The organism is Natrialba hulunbeirensis JCM 10989, assembly GCF_000337575.1.
GTDB classification, from domain to species: Archaea; Halobacteriota; Halobacteria; order Halobacteriales; family Natrialbaceae; genus Natrialba; species Natrialba hulunbeirensis.
This window is the reverse complement of record NZ_AOIM01000023.1, coordinates 1-17,714: the sequence shown is the minus strand read 5'-3', so window position 1 is coordinate 17,714 and position 17,714 is coordinate 1. Positions and strand designations below refer to the sequence as shown.

12 protein-coding genes are annotated in these 17,714 nt (G+C 62.7%); 3 read left to right on the top strand and 9 right to left on the bottom strand.

Annotated elements, in window-relative coordinates; genetic code table 11:
* Positions 1-77: 77 nt before the first annotated feature.
* The gene (locus tag C483_RS08460) at positions 78-1,106 is read left to right on the top strand and encodes an ornithine cyclodeaminase family protein (RefSeq protein ID WP_006652938.1); all 1,029 of its coding nucleotides are present in this window, start codon (positions 78-80) and stop codon (positions 1,104-1,106) included.
* A gap of 329 nt (positions 1,107-1,435) precedes the next feature.
* Here C483_RS08460 and C483_RS08455 read toward each other — a convergent pair whose 3' ends face one another.
* The 7 genes from C483_RS08455 to C483_RS08425 form a co-directional block, all read right to left on the bottom strand.
* Positions 1,436-3,448, bottom strand: coding sequence for a TRAP transporter permease (locus tag C483_RS08455; RefSeq protein WP_006652937.1), 2,013 nt, complete (start codon positions 3,446-3,448; stop codon positions 1,436-1,438).
* A gap of 30 nt (positions 3,449-3,478) precedes the next feature.
* Positions 3,479-4,357, bottom strand: coding sequence for a TAXI family TRAP transporter solute-binding subunit (locus C483_RS08450; protein WP_006652936.1), 879 nt, complete (start codon positions 4,355-4,357; stop codon positions 3,479-3,481).
* A 326-nt stretch (positions 4,358-4,683) separates the two neighbouring features.
* Positions 4,684-5,244, bottom strand: a complete 561-nt coding sequence (locus C483_RS08445) for a DUF7519 family protein (RefSeq protein ID WP_006652935.1) — start codon at positions 5,242-5,244, stop codon at positions 4,684-4,686.
* The gene (locus tag C483_RS08440; protein WP_006652934.1) at positions 5,244-7,451 is read right to left on the bottom strand and encodes a DUF58 domain-containing protein; all 2,208 of its coding nucleotides are present in this window, start codon (positions 7,449-7,451) and stop codon (positions 5,244-5,246) included. The genes C483_RS08445 and C483_RS08440 overlap by 1 nt, the downstream gene beginning before the upstream one ends.
* Positions 7,444-8,334: a DUF4129 domain-containing protein gene (locus tag C483_RS08435; RefSeq protein ID WP_006652933.1), complete on the bottom strand. Its 891-nt coding sequence runs from the start codon at positions 8,332-8,334 to the stop codon at positions 7,444-7,446. The genes C483_RS08440 and C483_RS08435 overlap by 8 nt, the downstream gene beginning before the upstream one ends.
* Before the next feature lie 313 nt (positions 8,335-8,647).
* Positions 8,648-9,871, bottom strand: a complete 1,224-nt coding sequence (locus C483_RS08430) for a Zn-dependent hydrolase (RefSeq protein ID WP_006652932.1) — start codon at positions 9,869-9,871, stop codon at positions 8,648-8,650.
* Between the two features lie 329 nt (positions 9,872-10,200).
* Complete coding sequence (locus tag C483_RS08425; RefSeq protein WP_049912513.1) at positions 10,201-12,123, bottom strand: S9 family peptidase; 1,923 nt, start codon at positions 12,121-12,123, stop codon at positions 10,201-10,203.
* Positions 12,124-12,294: 171 nt separating this feature from the next.
* Here C483_RS08425 and C483_RS08420 point away from each other — a divergent pair, with 171 nt between their 5' ends.
* Complete coding sequence (locus C483_RS08420; RefSeq protein WP_006652930.1) at positions 12,295-13,647, top strand: M28 family peptidase; 1,353 nt, start codon at positions 12,295-12,297, stop codon at positions 13,645-13,647.
* Between the two features lie 150 nt (positions 13,648-13,797).
* Positions 13,798-15,219 (top strand): MATE family efflux transporter, encoded by a 1,422-nt coding sequence (locus C483_RS08415; protein ID WP_006652929.1) that lies wholly within the window; start codon positions 13,798-13,800, stop codon positions 15,217-15,219.
* A 133-nt stretch (positions 15,220-15,352) separates the two neighbouring features.
* Here the strand turns inward: C483_RS08415 and C483_RS08410 are convergent, their stop codons facing one another.
* On the bottom strand, positions 15,353-16,717 hold the full coding sequence (locus tag C483_RS08410) for an aspartate aminotransferase family protein (protein WP_006652928.1): 1,365 nt from the start codon (positions 16,715-16,717) through the stop codon (positions 15,353-15,355).
* Positions 16,718-16,818: 101 nt separating this feature from the next.
* The gene (locus tag C483_RS08405) at positions 16,819-17,343 is read right to left on the bottom strand and encodes a GNAT family N-acetyltransferase (RefSeq protein ID WP_006652927.1); all 525 of its coding nucleotides are present in this window, start codon (positions 17,341-17,343) and stop codon (positions 16,819-16,821) included.
* Between the last annotated feature and the right edge of the window lie 371 nt (positions 17,344-17,714).

Here is a 17,714-nt window from a genome sequence, read left to right as displayed (position 1 = left end):
GCGTTGGGAACGGAACAACGTGAGCCGTTGTCGCCGGATCACGCGCCTTTTTTTATGCGGGATGAGAGACTCTGTGTATGACCGAGACCCAAGCAGAGACGGGAGCAGAGACCCTGTTTCTCACCAGCGAACAGATCGACGGACTCGCATCACCAGGAGACTACGTCGCCGCCGTTCGAGACGGCTACCGGCAGGTCGGTGAGGGTGCACCGGCTTACCCCCGCCAGAAGTTCAACCGAACCGATCCGGACGGGATGTTCACGAGCTACGCCGCCTTGCTCCCCGACACCGGCGCGATGGGCGGCTACATGTACAGCTCCGGCTTCGGTGCCGGCAACGCCTGGTTCATGACACCCGTATTCGACGCCGAGAGCGGCGAACCGCTGGCCGTCCTCGACGGCGCGAGCATGAACCCGTTCAAAACCGGCGCTGCGGGTGCCGTCGCCGTCGACGAACTCGCCCGCGACGATGCCACGACGCTCGCCGTCATCGGCAGCGGTTCGCAAGCACGCGGCCAACTCCATACCACCGCAACCGTCCGTGACCTCAGCGACGTTCGCGTCTTCTCACCGACACAGGCAAACCGCGAGGCGTTCGCCGACGAGTTCGACGATCAGCTCTCGGCCGACGTTCGTGCGGTGGACTCGAGTACCGCCGCGCTCGACGGCGCGGATATCGTCATCACGGCGACGAAAGCGAGCGAACCGGTCTTCGACGGTGACGATCTCGAGCCAGGCACCCACGTAACGGCGATGGGGCAGTACCAGGAGGGGAGTCGCGAACTCGATACGGCGACGATCGAACGGGCCACCTACGTCCCCGATCTACGCGAGCGAGCCACCTATGACGCCGGTGCATTTCTCGCCGCACTCGAGGAAGGCGCGATCACGGAGGACCACGTCCACGCCGAGTTGGGCGAGGTCGTTGCTGGCGAAGCGCCCGGCAGGACGAGCGACGAGGAGATTACGGTGTTCGACAGCGGCGGGACGGGGATCGAGACCGTCGCCGCGGCGTACATGCTCTACGAGCGGGCACTCGAGAACGATAGTGGATCGACGATTTCGTTTGCGCCGGCGAGTGAGGCGTTGACTGGTCGGTTGCCGTAGCGTGCTAGAGTAGCGTTTCGACTGCGGTGTGAACTGATTTTTGATGGGGGAGGGAGGGCAGGGAAACGGATGGAGTGACTCGGGTGACTCGAGTGACTCGGGTGGATCCGGGTGATCAGGTGGATCAGACCGATTAGGCGGATCAGGCGGCCCAGGCAAATCGGACGTATTGAGTGGACTGAGCGGCTCAGACGGTCAGGCAGATCTCGTGAACCGGACGAAGCAGACGGGATAGAGAGGGAACTGAAGCAGGTAACCGACTCACGACAAGCAACAGCGAAACGGACGAACGGACGGCGTGAGACACGCCGGAAAAGGGAGTGGGGTCGCTAGTCTTTCGTTCCGGAGACGGGTTCGGAGTCAGCGGTCGAGCCGCTGCCGAACCGGGCAAGGATCGGCTCGCGAAGCTGGGCTGTGACGAGCACGAGGATGAGCGCGACACAGGCCAGGCGGACCGCGGTGTTCGGGAACACCATGGCCAACAGTCCTGCGACGAAGTAGACGCCCTTCACGGGGTAGACCACGGCCGGGCTCGGGTGGAAGAACTTACCGTGGTAGTTGAGCCCGTGAGAGACGCCAAACGCGCCGATCAGCGCGATCAGTCCCGACGCGAACGTCCAGAGCCCCCAGCCGCCGACGACGAGTTCGGGGTTGTAGATGAACGCGAACGGCAGGATGTAGATCGGTGCCGAGATCTTCAGCGCCTCGAAGCAGGTGCGCCAGAAGTTACTGTCGGCGATCCCGGTCGCGACGACAACGGCAATCGCGATCGGCGGCGTTAGACCCGACAGAATCGCCGCGTACAGGACGAAGTAGTGCGCGGCGAGATCCGGCACGAAGAACTGCTGGACGAGCGCCGGGGCGATCAGCGCTGCGACGACGACGTAGGCTGCCACCGTCGGCATGCCGAGCCCGAGGATGATCGAGATGATCATCGCGAGTATGACCGCGACGATCATCACGCCACCGGAGAGGTCGAGCAGGGCGAGCGAGAGCACGCCCGGAACGCCCGACGCCTCGAGGATGTCGACGACGCCGTTGATCGAGGCGATGATGATCGCGATCGGTGCGAGGATAATCGCCCCCTCGCGGAAGCCGAAGGCGGCCTGCCCGAGGAGATCAACGAACTCCGCTTTGATGTCGCCACCGTTGGCAACCGTCGCAACGAGTGGGAAGCCAAAGCCGGTGAGCAGCATCGCAACGACGGTGTAGAGCGCGGATGTGAGCACCGTCCACTGCAGGACACCGAGTGTCCAGATCAGGATCGCGAACGGGATTCCGAAGCGAGCGCCCTGAACTGCGAGCTGGCGACGGGTCAGCCGTTCGTCGAAGTGATTCGTCACTGCGACGTCGAGGTCCTGCCCGCGGAGCTGTTCGGTTCCCGTGTAGTGGACGGCGATGATGACGGACCCGTAGAAGATCGCAGCCGGGATGAGACCGGCGACGAGCACGTCCAGATACGTGATGCCGAGCAACGACGCCATCACGAACGCCGCTGCGCCCATCACTGGCGGCATGATCTGTCCGCCGGTCGACGCGACAGATTCGATGCCGCCGGCCACCTCTGAGTCGATCCCACTCTCCTTCATCAGCGGAATCGTGAACGAGCCAGTGATCGCCGTGTTCGCGGCCTGGCTCCCGGTAATCGAGCCAATGATGATGCTCGCGGTGACCGCAGAGAGTGCAACACCCGACCGGACGAGTTCTGCGGCACGCAGTGCAAGCCGCATGATGAGGTCGAACGCACCGAAGCCGCGCATCAGTCCTGCATACAGCAGGAACAACGCGACCCAGGTCGCGATGATCCGGGAGATCGAGCCGTAGACTCCCTGGAAGTCGAGCACCATAATGTTCGCCGTGCGGTTGAGGCTGAATCCGCCGTGGCGAAGGATACCGGGTGCGTAGTTCCCGTAGACTCCATACAGGATCGCAGCGACGATGACTGCGAGGAACGTCAGCCCGTAGGCGCGGTACGAGAGGTACAACACTACGAGGACGAACGCCGCAGCGATCGCGTACTCGTGAGTCAGGGCGGTCCCGACTCGGATCGAGAGCAGTGTCTCGTAGAACGTATACATGTACACCGTCGTCCCGATCGTCACGATACTCGAGACGCTCATCAGAACGATGTCGAGTGTGTTTCCGTCCTCGATCGCGTCGATCAGTTCGTCTCCCAGGTAGACGAGCATGATCGCACCGAGGAAGATGACGGTAAAGAGGATGCGATCCATCTGCTGGGTAAACGCGTAGTAGAGGATCCACACCCAGGTAACGATCGCAAAGAGCGTGATCGCATCGCGAGCGATATCGAGCCGGTTCTTATCAGCTGTTGAATAAACCATATATTCCGTGTTCGTCCCGTCGTCACTCGGTTAGATTTCGCCTCGAGTCCAGTCGTCGTTCCAGACGCCGTTGTCTTCGTACCAGTCGGCGGCGCCGGGGTGGACACCGACTTCGTCGGTGTGGGTGAGAGCGAACGTGAAGTTCTCTGGATCAGAGTAGTCGAGGATTGCAGGCTGTGCGTCCTGCATCGATTGGTAGTGTTCGTGGCAGATCTCCATGAGGTCGTAGACGACCTCGTCCGAAATGTCTGGGTCGAACATGTACGGGTATGTCTCCGTCCACGTCGGGTAGGAATCTGCGCCGATGTCGACATCCTGATCCCAACCGCCCGGTGCCTCATCGAGTTCCTCGTATCCCGCGCCTGCGAACTCGTTTGCTGCCTCGGCGAACTCGTCGGTCATCTCGACCATCTGGATGTCGTTCCGCGCGTCGACTTCGACGGCCCAGGCGGGCAGTGCATCGTAGTTCGACGTGTAGACGACCGCTGCATCGACGCGACCCTCTTCCATCGCACTCGCCGCCTCACTGGTTTCGAAGTTGACGACCCCTTCCTCGAGTTCCTCCCAGAGACCGACTTCACCGTACATCTGTTCGGTCAGATCCCGAAGCCCCCAGCCAGCAGGGAGCGCGTAGATATCGGCACCGAACAGGTCGTCGGTGGTCTCGATCCCGCTGTCCTCCAGTGCAACCCAATAGAGGTTCAGCGAGAGGTGTGAAAAGCCGTGCAGTGGGAACGTATCGATGTTGTCCGGCTCCTCGAACGGCCCCGAGTCCGTCAACGCCTGATTGAGGATGAAGTTCCCCGTCGAGTAGGCGTTCAGTTCGTCGTCGGCGTACAGTCGCATCGACTGCGGGTCACCGCCGGCGTCCTGTGTAATGAAGTTGATCGAATCGGATTGTTCGCTCACAACTCGCTGGATTGCCTGTGAGTTGTCGTACGTCGTCGAACCGGACGACGACGAGCCAACTGTGATATCGGTCTGATCACCATCACCGAGACACCCAGCGAGACCAACAAGCCCGACCCCTCCAGCTAGCTTTAATGCGTCTCGTCGTGAAACACCGTCCTTGCAAGACATCATCATACAAGATACAGAGGCGATATATAAATCTTTCCCATAAGTAGGTCAAAAACCGAGAGTTGGCGCGTACTTTCACACTAAGTACGATTATAACTAGGTATTTCGTAAAATTTTCATTTAGTGGAGAAGCAGGTCCAGAAGCGCAGTGATGACTATCGCTCGCTCGCATCAGACGTAGCATCCTCACTCCCGAACCGAGTCACGTCGAGTACTGCTTCCGGGCCGAGGACGAGCGTGACGACACTCGCTGCGAGGAGGAAGAGAACGACCGCGATCAACGGCTGGACGTCGCCTGCCAGACGGGTTGTAACGAGCCCAACCAGAACGAGGGCGCTCCCAACGGTGAGGCTTGCAAGAATGTGACCGAGTTCAGCCCGAACGGTCGGAGCGGACGGACCCAGTTGACGGCCGATACTAATCGCGTTCTGACCGCTGTCCCACGCGAGGATCGACGCCGTTACCGCAACGAGAACAGCTGAAATAGACGCACCGTTTCCAGCGGCGACGAACCCACCGAGGACGAGCACGCCGGCACCCGTCGTTAGCGTCGTCCGGTCGCCAGCGAGTAGCGCCAGTCCGAGCACAAGCCAGCCCACCGTCGAAAGAGCCGTCGCATGGATCGAGTACGGAACCGCAACGCTCCAGCCGACGCCCGCAAAACAGATCGCACTCCACGAACTCACCGTCGCCGGCGAATCGGCCTTCCGGCTCATCACCGGCCACCCCCCAGCGCAGTCAGAAGGTCATCATCCCAGCTCCAATCGACCACGGTAACTCCCTCCGACCGGAGCCGTTGCACTCGCTCCCTGCGTTCGACCCGCGCAAGCGCCCTCGACGGCCCATCCACCGTCGTCGGATCCGGCGCAACGACTGACAGCGCGAATCCACTCGAGTGCAGTGAGCGAACGAGGTCGAGCGCACCATCGTCACAGAGGGGTGAGACGAAGATGAGTTGTGTCGATACTGCGGAGATGCGGTTGAACTGGGAGAGGTCGGTATCGAGGTTCGATGTGGTATCGGTGTCGGTGTCGGTGTCGAGAGCGCCGGTGTCAATGTCATTGTCAGTGTCAGTATCAGTATCAGTATCAGTATCAGTATCAGTTTCCGCCTCGGTCTCCGTCCCCGTCTCCGCCTCCGCATCCGCATTCGCAGCCATCCCAGCGACAGACCGGGTCTCGGGCGGCTGTGGACTGACTCCCGGAGCCGTGCCGAGCAGAGTGCGGCCAGTGATCCGGTGTTCACGACCGGTTCCCGGTTTGAGCCAGAGTGGTTCGGGGCCGACAGACGCGAGGCCGACAGCGTGTCCCGCATCGAGTAGCGCACCGAAGATGGCAGCCCCACCGTCGACAGCCCGGTCGACGGCGTGTGTCGGTGTCGTCTCGTCGGGTGCTCGATAGGCGCTATCGCGGGCGTCGATAACGACGACGACCGTCGCCGACTGCTCGTCGCGGAACGAAACCGTCGCCAGTGAGCCGCTTCGTGCGTAGCGGTTCCAGTCGATTCGTTGCATCGGATCGCCAGAACGGTACTCGCGGACGCTGTGGAATTCGACTCCAGGGCCTGGATCGTTCGTCTGTAGCGGGCCGGACGGCGTTGAACCGCGGTGAGCGAGCAGTTGGTCGACGCCCGACGAAAGCGACTGCAGCGTCGGAAGGCACGTGATCGTCGTGTCTGCGGTCGTCGTATCTGCGGTCGGTTGGTTAGTCGACGGCGAAACCCGAACGTCCGTTTCGACCGATCCGCTCGCGTTTCTGCAGCAAACCTGCACCGGATCGAACTGATGGCGTCCGCGGCGGGCAGTTACCGTATACCGTACCGACGCCGTCGCACCCGGTGCAAGCGTCGTCGCCGCCCGTGACGAGCCGGATTCGACGGCCAGTTCGGGCGGCACGCCGTCGATAATCCGTACGTCGGCGAGGCGACGCTCGCCCTCGTTTCGAACCACCGTCGTCACCGAAACCGAGTCGCCTGGTTCGGGCTGGGTGTCACTGACGCTGCGCTCGACTGCAATGTCCGGAGGATCCACGCTGACCGAACCGAGCCGCGAATAGGCCGCAAAGCCGATTCCAACGCCAGCCGACATGATCACTGCGGGCTGCTGGTAGAGCACACCGACGACGATTCCGACGAGTGCAACGACGGTGATACCCACCCAGCGTCCCGTCTCGCGAGTCGTCACAGCCGGCGTCGGTTCGGCATCGTCGCTCGTCTCGTCATTCGTGGTCGATCCCCCAGCCCGATCCGCAGTTTCGGACTGTGCTGTCGGATCAAGTGGTGAAACAGCTGTTGGTCGCCGGGACTCAGGTGCCGCCCCTGCGAGCGCTCCGACGGCAGTCATTGCCCGACGAAGCTCACGGCGCGCGAGAACGTCTGTAACACCCAGAGCGGCGAGCACACGGTCCTCGAACGACGTCGGTTGTGGACTCTCATCCTCGGCAAGCACGGCCGCAGCACCGTCGTCGGCCGTCCAGTCACCGGTTGCAACTGCCTCGGCCGAATCGAGGTCCGTCTGGTCCTCGGTAGCCACCAGTGTGGCACGGACACGTGCTCGCAATCGATCTCTGATCGCCTCGTACACCGGATCCGAACGGTCCGATACCGACGTGAGCTGATGGTACACCTCGTCACCGGGCGTCGGAACCCGACTCGCAGCGTCGCGGTCCGGCGGCGTCGCCGCTGACTCACCGGCCCGAAGCCGGTGGTGGACGATGCGGTAACTCTGTATTAACAAGGCGAGCAACACCAGATAGAAGCCCAACTGGCCGAACACCTCGAGCGCGACGACCGCCTCGTAGGGGAGGACAGCCAGCACAACGTCGGTCGCGAGCAACACGGTACCACCACCGGCAATCGCAACAGTGGCGAGTAGAACCATCGCGAATCGAACGTATCTGACCGTTCCGTCGGCCATCTCACTCATTGGACTCCTCCACTGATGGTTCGATCTCGAGTTCCGTCTCGAGTGAATCGCCTGCGCCACTCGACTCGAGTGCAAGGTCCGCTGCCAGCGCACGTGCTTGACGTTCCTGGTCCGGCGTCGGGGAACGGTGGTCGTACCTGCTGGCTTCGAACAGGCGAGTCAGTTCGTCGACCGCCGAGCGGTTGAGGCCGCGTTCGATCGCCCGATCACGGATTTCGCCCGGCGTCGCGGCGGCATCGCTGTCCGTTCCGACCGTCTCAGCGACCAGCAGCCAGGTTCGATACACGTCGTTGTCCGCAGCGGCGTGCGAGATGGAGACTGAGTCGGACACGCTCGCGGTCCGCTGGGTCGGTGACTGCAACGGGACGGGGGTGTCCATCCGATCCGGACTGTCGAGGACCGGGTCGTCGTCACGCGAGAAGACGAATGCTGCTGCGAGGACAGTCAAACACGCGACGAGTGCCCCGACGGCGAGCGGGAACGACTCGGGAACGAGACCGGTGGTGGCCGTCTCACCGATCTGCCCGGATCGATCGAAGACGAACAGCACGCCGATCACGACGACGATGAGGACTGTGCTTGCAAGAATCGTTCGCCCCTGTTCCGGATTGGTGACGAACGCACGACCCAGGACTAGCAGCGAGACGAGGCCGGCACCGAGGAGGAGCCATTCGACCGGCAGCGGGTTCTCGACATCGTCGGCTTCCTCCGGTTCGCCGAACTGGTCGTCGAGGATCGATTCGGCTTCGTCACTCGGCTCTGGCGAATCGACGGCATCGTCGTCGACGATCGAAACGGCCGTCGGCAGCGCCGGAGCGGCCACTGAGACGGCCAGCATGCCGACGAGACCGAGACAGAGAAGCCAGACGGCGCGTCGATCCATTGCTCTCTGTCCGCACGACACGAACGCACCACGGATAGTGATTGCTTTCGGGTTCGGGTTTGCCGGCGAACGCAAACAGTAACAGACCGACCAAGCTGACGGCAGCGGACTGTCGACTTCACTCGTGTCCCCACCCTCCACTGCACTTCAGGACCAAGTTCCGACCGCGATACCGACTCCGTTCAGGTGCACCGTACTCGAGGAGGACGACGTGTACAAATATAACAGCACGCAGAAATAAAGACACATAGGTCAGTTATAGTATATGTACTGCGTGGACTCGCTCGCGCTGTGAAACGAGGTGGATCCGAAGCTACTGCGACAGCCGACGCGTCGTCTCCGCGAACGTATTCGCTCCCGCGACCACATCCTCCCACTCCGTGAACTCGTCCTCGTTGTGAGTCCGGCCGTCGACGCTTGGAACGAAGAGCATCCCCGCATCCGTCACCTCGGTCAGATAGTTCGCATCGTGGCCGGCGCCACCGACCATGGACCGGTGGGAAACACCCGCCTCCTCGGCCGCCTCGCGGGCAGCAGTCCGGACTGACTCGGCGAACTCCGTGTGCTTGATCCGCCAGATTTCTTCGAGTTCGTACTCGGTACCCTCGCGCGCACAGGCCGCCTCGAGTTCGGACTCGACGCGCTCGACGAGTTCAGCAACGATAGTGTCGTCGTAGCTGCGGACGTCCGCGGTAAACGTCACCTCGGACGGAATGACGTTGATCGAACCCGGTTCGACCGTTAGCTCACCCACGGTCGTCACCACGTCGTCGTAGCGATTTGAGAGTCGACGGATTCCCTGTACCACGTCGGTCGCCGCAACCAACGCGTCGCGTCTCGAGTGCATCGGCGACGGCCCGGCGTGGTCGGCCGTTCCCTCGATCGTGGCCTCGAGCCACGACATACCGTAGATTCCGTCGACGACCGCGACCGACTGGCCGTGCTCCTCGAGTACCGGTCCCTGCTCGACGTGGAGTTCGAGATAGCTGTGGATCGGTTCGCGCGGCCCGCACTCGGCGTCGCCGCGATAGCCGGCCGACTCGAGTGCCTCCTCGACAGTCGTCCCATCGGCGTCGGTCCGGGCAAGTGTCTCCTCGACGCTGAACTCGCCGACGAAGGTCCCGCTGCCCATCAACGCCGGCTTGAATCGCGATCCTTCCTCGTTGGTCCAGTTGACGAGTTCGATGGGACGGCGGTGCTCGACGTCGTGTTCGTCGAACGCGCGCAGCGTCTCGAGTGCGCTCAAAACGCCGAGTTGGCCGTCGAATCGCCCGCCGTAGGGCTGGGAATCGAGGTGGGAGCCGATCAGTACCGGCGCGGCGTCGGGATCGGTTCCCGCTCGCCGGCCGAATATATTCCCAATCTCGTCGATACGAACGTCGAGTCCGAGCGACTCGAGATCGTTGACGAACTGGTCACGAACGCGAACGTCGGCGTCCGAGAGCGTGAGCCTGTGGAGACCGTCGTTGTCGGTGCGACCGATGTCGGAGTACGTTTCGAACGTCTCTCGAAACCGATCTGCGTCGATGCTTGTCATTGCTCGTCGTGGGGTTGTCGGTCCACAGTCGAATAGCTATGGGTAGGGCTAGCGCTTGGCCGACGTGTGGGAGGAGTATTGGCGTTGGTGCAGTTCTGCACTCGTTGCTCTCGCCGTAGAGGCTGCTCTCGAGTAGAGAAGTCCAGAAGTACCTAAATCTGTAACAGTATTCTGCATAGGTACTTTTGGATGGCGGGCGAACATCGAGTGTCAGCAGCCGGCGTGGTGCTCGCTTTCGCTCCACAAATTGTCGTAGTGCTCGACGGGGGCCGAAGAATATGGGTCGAGAACGGTTCCGCGGTTGGTGAAGACGACGCGTCGATCCGAAATTAGACGTGTTCCGCGAGGAACGAACCGATCCGTTCGAACTGCTCGATGCGGTTCTCGAGTTTGGTCGTGTGATGGCCTTCGTCCTCGAAGATGCAGGTTTCGACAGGGATACCCTGTTCTTCGACGGCGTCGGCGATCTGTCGGGCCTCATCGACCGGAACACGCGGGTCGTTCGCGCCGTGCTGGACGAACAGCGGGCACGAAATTTGATCGACCTGGTGAATTGGGCTGATCGATTCGAGGAACTCGCGGTCGGACTCGAGTGACCCATACTCTGCCTCGCGATGGGGTCGGCGGTAGTCGCCGGTGTTCTCGAGGAACGTCACCCAGTTCGAGATGCCGACGAAGTCGACGGCGGCCGCCCAGATATCGGGATATTCGGTGATACACGCGAGCACCATGAAGCCGCCGTAGGACCGGCCGTAGCAGACGACCGAGTCGGCGTCGATCGCCGGGTGGTCGCGGAGCCACTCGACTCCGTGTGCAATATCCCGAACGGAATCCATCCGTTTCTCGACGTCGTCGAGCGCGGCGTACTCGCTCCCGTAGCCCGAGGAACCGCGGACGTTCGGCTCGAAAATGGCGTATCCCGCGTCGAGGAAGTACTGGCGGATGGGGCGGTTTCGCCACGACGGGCGTCGCTGGGAGTGTGGGCCGCCGTGGATGTCGACGATTACTGGCGTCTTCCCCGTTCCATTCCCATCTCCCTCTCCCTTCCCGGCTCTCGCTCCCGCTTCCATGTCGTCAGGAAGGGTGAAGAACGCCGGAATGTCCCTGTCGTCGAACGTCTCGTATCGAATCAGTTCTGGCTCGTGGTACTGCTCGAGCGGGACGCCACCGGCGGAGGGAACCGTCCAGCGCTCCACCGCTGGTGTCCCACCGTCAGCGAGCGTCTCCAACTCGACGGCATAGATCGAGTAGTTCAGGTTGGTCGACGAAACCGTCATCGCCGCTCGGGTTCCTGCAGGGCCGATCGTCAGCCCAGAGACGACGCCGTCCGGCACCTCGACCGGGACGGTGTCTGCCTCGACTGGTGTTCGAAGCCGGCCAACGAATAGCTCCGAGTAGCCGTCGACATTGCGCGCGTACGCGATCCGGCCAGTGGCCGCATCGAGTTCGAACTCGTCGATACTCCAGCTCCCGTTCCCGTTCCCGTTTCGTTCCTGATCCCCGACAGCGACTGGGTCGCACTCGAGTGTCCCCAGATCGATGCGGATCAGTTCCAGGGTGTTGCCGAAGCGATCGCTGGTACAGTAGATCGCCTCGCCGTCCGGGCCGAAGGTGGGGTGGCCGTATCGAGCAGCGTCCTCGTGCGGGGTGACGTGTCGACGGTCGCCGCTATCGATGTCGACGACGGAGAGGTCGATGTCCGAACTGGCGTGGGCGTTTCTGATGAGGAGTCGGTCGCCGGACGGACTCCAGCCGACGACGCTGATGCGACCGTCGCCCTCACAGACGAGCGTCGGTTCGGTGGCGTCGGCCGCGTCTCCGTGGGCAGTCCCGTCCTCACCGGTGTCGATATCCATCACGTACACGTCGAAGTCGGCGGTGGAGCGGCGGTTGGCAGTGAACGCGATCCGGTCACCGTCGGGACTCCAGCCGCCCCATTCGTGGATCGCATCCGGCCGGTCCGTCAGTTGGTCGATCGTGCGGTCGTTGGGATCGAGTTGGTACAGTTGGTCGTGCTCGTCGGCACCGGCGTCCTTGCCGAACGCGATCACGTCGCCGCTCGGCGACCAGTCGACGAACGAAACCCGCTCGTCGTAGAACGTCTGCTGGGTCGGCCAGCCGCCCGGTTCCTCGAGCGTCCAGACCTGCATCGTCCCGGTGGTGTCAGCGCGAAAGGCCAGACTACCATCAGGAGCAACTGTCGCTCCTCTCGTTCCGCGAGCGTTCAGATAGCGTCCAACAGTTCGTGTCATACTCTGGTTCAGCAACGCCGTTCGTTTGAACGTATGGATCCCGGAACCATCGACGTGGACCGACAGGCGGACTGTGATCCGGTCCGATTCGAACACAACGAAGCCGGGCGAACTCCGTGTGAGACTTCCGCATTCCACAGCTTCTTTTGACAGCCCTACAGGCACCTACTCATGACGACACTCCCCACCGAAGTGATCGGCGACGCACACACCAGTACCTTCCACTGGGAGATCCTGGAAGATCTGGTCGACGTTGGAAATCGAATGGCCGGACAGGAAGGCGAACGCCAGGGCGCCGAGCGCGTTCGGGACGCCTTCGAAACAATCGGGCTGCGAAATGTCCACCTGGACGAGTTCGAGATCGACGGCTGGTGGCGCGGCCCTGCCACGCTGTCGACGAGCGGCACACACGAGGAAACGTTCGCGGCCGACTATCAGGTACTCTCCCTGCCGGGGACGCCGAGCGATATGGTGGCGGCAGAACTCGTCGACGTCGGCTACGGACATCCGGAAGACTTCGAAGATGCCGAACTCGAGGGGAAGGTGGCGATGGCCTCGAGCGAGACGCCCAGCGATTACGGCCGCAGGCTTCACCGAATGGAAAAGTACGTCAGTGCAGTCGAGGGCGGCGCGGTCGGTTTCGTCTTCCGCAATCACGTCGAGGGCTGCTTGCCGGCGACCGGCGAAATCGGCTACGACAACCGTCCCGGACCCATCCCGGCCGTAGGCGTCTCGAAAGAAGTTGGCCAGCGACTGTTGCGCCATTCGGCGTCGGAACCGCTGACCGTCGAACTCGATGTCGAAGCCCGCAACGAGCCAACCGACTCGGTAAACGTCGTCGGCGAAGCCGGGCCGGACACCGAGGAGGTCGTGATGGTGACCTCCCACGTCGACGCCCACGACATCTCGGAGGGAGCCAACGACAACGGCGCGGGCACTGCGCTGGTCTGTGAGATCGCACGGCTGCTCACACAGATCGAAGACGAACTCGAGACCCGCGTTCGGTTCGTCCCGTTCGGCTCGGAGGAGATCGGACTGCAGGGTGCCTATCACTCCGCGACGACGCAAGATCTCGCGAACGTCAAGTGCGTTATCAACATCGACGGTGCCGGGAACTCCCGGAATCTCCGGGTCAACGCCAACGAGTTCAGTGCGCTTGAAACGCTGTTCGAGGAAATCGCGGACGAGTTCGACGTGCCGCTGTCGACGAGCGACACCATCAGCCCGCACGGGGACCAGTGGGCGTTCGTCCAGGAGGGCGTGCCAGCGTCGATGACGTCGTCGACATCCGACTCGAGTGGCCGCGGCTGGGGACACACGCACGCCGACACGCTGGACAAGCTAGACGTTCGCGACCTGCGAGAGCTGTCGGTACTTATCGCCTCAGCGGCGCTCACGGCTGCGGAGGCTGACCGCGAGTTCCCACAGCGAACTCAAGAAGAGACGAAAACGATGATCGACGATGGGTACGTACAGGAGCTGAAGATCGGCGGGCGGTGGCCGTACGACGACGGCAACGAATAGGCTCGGGAGGGCACTCGTCTCGACCCGGTCAGACCCAGGCCCTGGGCTCACCGACCGAGACACGCAGCGGACCGACACCCGAGATACAGACGATCCGGGTCACGTTTCCGACAACTCAACGTTTAATTCCCGAAGGTGGGAAATCGGTCTGTGTTTATCGTTCTGCTGTCGCTGGCTGAACGCCGGTTCTGGCGCGTCTGGCGGCGCGTGTTTAGCCTCTCGTGGCCAGTGATGGCCGAACAGGTGTTGCGGACGCTGATGCGGACGACGGACCTGATCGTCGCGGGCTTTTTCTCTCCCGCCGCGGTCGCAGCCGTCGGCCTCGCGGATATCTACGCGCGATTCCCGCTCCGATTCGGGATCGGAATCGGCGACGGAGCGATCGCCCTCTCGAGTCAGGACACGAGCGCCGACGCGACGGCGAATCGAAACCAGGCGGTCTCGCAGGCGGTGCTGATCGGGCTCCTCGGCGGCATCCCGTTCATCCTGTTCGGCCTCTTGCTCAACGAGTACGCGATCGGCGTACTCGGGGCGCTCACCGAAGAAAGCGCGATGGAGGCCGTGATCAACTACGGTAGCACCTACCTCATGATCATCATGATCTCGGCCCCGGCGATCCACACCAACTTTATCGCCGCCCGGTCGATCCAGGGGACCGGCGACACCAAGACGCCGATGTACGTCAACGGTGCCGTTAACGCACTGAATATCGCCCTTACGGTTACCCTCGCCTTCGGCCTCGGCCCGCTGCCGGAGCTGACCGTCATCGGAATCGCCGTCGCGACCGCGATCGCCGACACGCTCGGCGCGCTGACCTTCCTCGCGATACTCTGGTCGCCACGCAGCGAAATCCAGTTCGTCGCCCCGCGCGAACTCGTCATCACGAAGCAGTTGGTGCTCATCAGCTGGCCCCGAATCGCCGAGGGCATCACGGAAATGATCGCCGAGTTCCCGTTCAACGCCATTCTGCTCGCGTTCGGCACCGAGGTCAACGCCGCCTACCACATCGGGCGGCGGATGTACCAGCAGGTCGCCTCACCGCTAGCGCGGGGTTACGGCGTCGCGGCGAACATCATGGTAGGCCAGTCACTCGGGCGCAACGAGGCGTCTACCGCCTACTACAACGGGATCGCCGCAACGTCGCTGAGCGTGCTCACCATCGGCGGACTCTGCGGCCTGCTATTCTTCTTCGCCGAGCAGTTCGTCCTCGTGTTCACGCGCGAACCGGAGACGATCGGCTACGCGGTCGGCTTCGCGCAGGCGTACGCGATCGCCGCGCTGTTTATCGCGGCGTATCTCACGCTCGCAGGCTCTCTGCGGGGCGGGAGTGAAACGGTCGTTCCGTTCGTCTCCCGCGTTATCGGGACGTTCGTGTTCCTGCTCGGCTTCACCTACGTGTTCGGCGTCGTCCTCGGATACGGCGTCGCTGCGGCGTACGTCGCCGTCGTCCTCGACTTCGTGTTCCGGGTTAGCTACCTCAGCGTCGTCTTCTATCGCCGCCGCTGGGTCGAACGGGGGACCTCGATGATGCGAGAACGAGGGAGTTTCGAAGAGCAGTCGGCCGAGGACTAGCCAGCCAATCCGATCAGCCTTGGACAGCTACTGACCAACATGCGATCAGCTACCCACCAGTCTCCGGTCAGCCACCGACCTGCCGGCTGACAAGAAAGTAAATCAGTACTCGAGAACCCGAACCGAATCGGGATCAGTTCGAACTCGTACTCGAGTCGATCGCCGCACAGATGATGTCAGTCCCGATCTCGGCCTGCTGCTCGGTGAGCACGAGCGGCGGGATGAGACGGAGGACGTTGCCGTGGCGGCCGGCGCTCCAGACGAGGACGCCGTTCTCGTAACAGCGCGTCTGGATCTCCTCGACGAGGTCGTCGGCCGGTGCGCCGTCCTCGTCGACGAACTCGACGCCGACGAACAGTCCCTTGCCACGAACGTCCGCGATTTCGGGCGTCGTTTCCGCGACTTCGGCGAAGCGGCCGCGGATGTACTCGCCGAGTTCGGTCGCGTGGGAGAGCAGGTCGTGCGACTCGATGTAGTCGATCGCGCGGATGCCGCCGACCATGGCGGGTGCGTTGCCGCGGAAGGTCCCGACGTGGCCACCGGGGCCCCAGGTGTCGAACTTCTCGTGGTAGAGCATGCCGCCGATCGGGAGTCCGGAGCCACCGAGCGCCTTCGCCATCGTGATCGCGTCCGGCGTTACGTCGTAGTGATCCGAGGCGAACCACTCACCGGTGCGGCCGAAACCAGTCTGAATCTCGTCGACGACGAGCAGCGCGTCGTTGTCGTCTGCGATATCGCGCAGCCCCTGCAGGAAGCCCTGCGGCGGGACGTTGATGCCGCCCTCGCCCTGAATCGGCTCGACCCAGATCCCCGCCGGCGACTCGTGGCCGCCGTAGGGGTCCTCGAACTTCCGCTTGACGGCGTCGAGCGCGCGATCAACGGAAATTCCGCCCTCAGTTCCCTCCGGGTCCGGATACGGGACGTGGACGGCATCCGCGAGCAGCGGGCTGTAGTTCTTTTTGTACTTCTTGCCGGCGGTGAGGCTGAGCGCACCGGCCGTCGTGCCGTGGTACGCACCTTCGAACGCCAGCATACCGTGGCGACCGGTGTTGTGCTTTGCGAGCTTGATCGAGCCCTCAATCGCGTCGCTCCCGCTCGGGCCGCCAAAGACGACGTTACTCGAACCCTGGAGGCCACCCGGTGCGATCTCGCGTAGCTTGTCGATCAGGTCGATTCGCGCCTCTGTCGGGAAGTCGATCGTATGCGCAACATCGTCCAGCTGTGACTTGACGGCGTCGAGCACGTACGGGTTCGAGTGGCCGACGTTCAGGACGCCAATTCCTGCGAAGAAGTCGAGAAACGTGTTGCCGTCGACGTCCCGAATCGTCGCGCCCCGCGCTTCGTCGAGAGCGATCGGAACGCGTCGGGGATACGCAACGGCGTTGCTGTCGACGTTTCGCTGGCGCTCGCGGAGTTCGTTCGATTTCGGCCCCGGTACCTCGTCCACGTCGGGTTCCTGACTGAAGTGAAGGTCGTCAATCGCTGGTCCTACGGTCATACCAGAGTATTCGCACCGCCGCACATATAATTGACTCACATCTCCCCCAATGAGCGTTCGTAGTCTTTTGGCTAGTATATCGATTGGATACTGAACGTGATTTACCGACTGCTGCTCACACCTTCCCTGCGAGGTGCGTAGAGTGACTTCTCCATCGAACACATATCGTACGGTCGATCCGTAATCTCTCGAGTACCCGTCCGCTCGTAGCCCCGATCACGGTACCATTCGAGGAGGAACGGATGACCGGTGTAGGTCGAGAGCTGGATGCGGTCGTAGCCCTGCTCGCTGGCGATGGACTCGAGTCGGTCCATCAGGTGGCTGCCGACGCCCTGGCCCTGCCAGTCGGGGTGGACTGCGAGGCGTTCGGCGTAGGGAACGTCGCGTTCTTCGAGCAGGCGGGCGGTCCCAGCCGGTTCGTCGTCCGCGGTTTCGGCGAGGATGGTCGTCGCGTCACGCTCGAGCCACGAGGAGACAGTTTCGGCTTCGATATCGACCATGCTCGACGGAAAGCCGTTGTCGGCAGCGGTCTGGTATGCACGACGGTAGAGGGATGCAAGCGCCGGCGCATCGGACTGGTCGACGCGGCGGATCGTAAGCGAGGCGCACGCGGGGGTATCAGCCATATCCATTCGTCATCGCAGGCGGCCAAAAACGTCGCGACTTGCCGACACGAACGGCAAAGCGGTGCGACGCTGCGGAGACACGTGTCGGAGCGTGTACCCCGCTGTGGGCAGCGGTGCTGTGAGCGAGCGGGCGGAGCTGCTGGATGTGTGGGTAACAGTGCTGTGGTGTGCGAGCAGGAGTGCTGTAATGTGCGGGGTCGGGCTACTCGAGTAGGGCAGTTTGTGGTGGGCAGATCGAGGCGGTCGGTGTGGTGGGTAGGTAGTGAGTTAGTGTGTTAGCGGGAGGTGGGTGGCGAGCGCTGCGGTGGGACACGGAGAGGAGAGGAGAGGAGAGGAGAGGAGAGACGTGAACCTAGGACCGCAACAACAAC